At 48.5% G+C, this 1407-nt stretch carries 1 protein-coding gene; it reads right to left on the bottom strand.

Going from position 1 to position 1407, the window contains the following annotated elements; translation table 11 throughout:
• Positions 1-108 precede the first annotated feature (108 nt).
• A partial coding sequence (locus AACT19_RS01530; protein ID WP_076644897.1) for an Ig-like domain-containing protein occupies positions 109-1407 on the bottom strand: 1299 nt, incomplete at its 5' end.

Genomic DNA, 1407 nt, shown 5'->3' with positions numbered 1-1407 from the left:
TAAAACTTTGCGACAGAACCCTTTAAAAAGTGCCAGATGCAACTCTGACACTTCGAAAACTAAAATTAAAAATTAAAAATTAAAACGTTAAACTCTAAACGCTCAACTTTAAGGATTTGAGACGCAGGATGCGTAGTGCGTGTCGCTCGGATCGTAGCTGACTACGTCGCCATTGTTGAGGGTCACGACGTAATAGTTAGAACCATCAGGAGTCGCCGACCAATAGTAGTCGAAGGTCGGCCAACCGCGCGCGGTAAACATATTAAGAAATACGCCGTATAGCTCCACTTTTAACTCGTCTTTTGTCGCTAAACGCCAGTTAGTTCGTCCGCCGAGACTAAGGGTGTTGTAGGTAGTGCATAGTACATTTGCGTTAGTCCAGTCGAATCGGTAAAAATCACCAGCTGGGCCGTCAGTTCCTCTTTCAGTATAAGTACCGTTTGTAGCACTTCCGCCAATGCTGTCTAGATAGGCCTCTGATGGTGAATTGGTAAACAACTTACCGCTACCCGTATCAAAGATATCAATACATGCACCCGCCAAATCATCACATACACTCACATCCACCGTATTACTGCTCTCACCATCTTTACTGGCGGTTAGCGTCGTTTTCCCTTCTGCAACACCGGACAATAAACCCGCTGGCGTTACTGTCGCGGTATTGGTATTAGCCGGCGCCCACGTCACTGAGCTGCTGATGTTAGATGAAGTTCCATCGCTGTACGTCGCTGTTGCAGTTAACTGCTTAGTCAGACCTTTCACAACATTCTCCGGTGAAGGCGTCACTTGAATATCTGTAATGACTGCTGCCGAGATGTTCACATCCACCGCATTACTGCTCTCACCATCTTTACTGGCGGTTAGCGTCGTGTTCCCTTCTGCAACACCGGACAATAAACCCGCAGCCGTTACTGTCGCGGTATCGGTATTAGCCGGCACCCACGTCACTGAGCTGCTGATATCAGATGAAGTACCATCGCTGTACGTCGCTGTTGCAGTTAACTGCTTAGTCTGACCTTTCGCAATATTCACCGGTGAAGGCGTCACTTGAATATCTGTAATGACTGCTGCCGTCACCGTCACCGTCACCGCATTACTTTCCTTACCATCTTTACTGGCGGTTAGCGTCGTCTTCCCTTCTGCAACACCGGACAATAAACCCGCAGCTGTTACTGTCGCGGTACCGGTATTAGCCGGCGCCCACGTCACTGAGCTGCTGATATCAGATGAAGTACCATCGCTGTACGTCGCTGTTGCAGTTAACTGCTTAGTCTGACCTTTCGCTACATTCACCGTTGAAGGCGTCACTTGAATGCCTGTAATGAATGCTGCCGAGACATTCACATCCACCGCATTACTGGTGATGCCATCTTTCGTGGCCGTGAGTGTGGTACTATCCGCTTCAAC

Source organism: Vibrio sp. 10N.222.47.A9 (genome assembly GCF_963872585.1).
Taxonomy (GTDB): domain Bacteria; phylum Pseudomonadota; class Gammaproteobacteria; order Enterobacterales; family Vibrionaceae; genus Vibrio; species Vibrio splendidus.
Note: the sequence above shows the minus strand (reverse complement) of the source record. Positions and strands in the feature narration are given on the sequence as shown.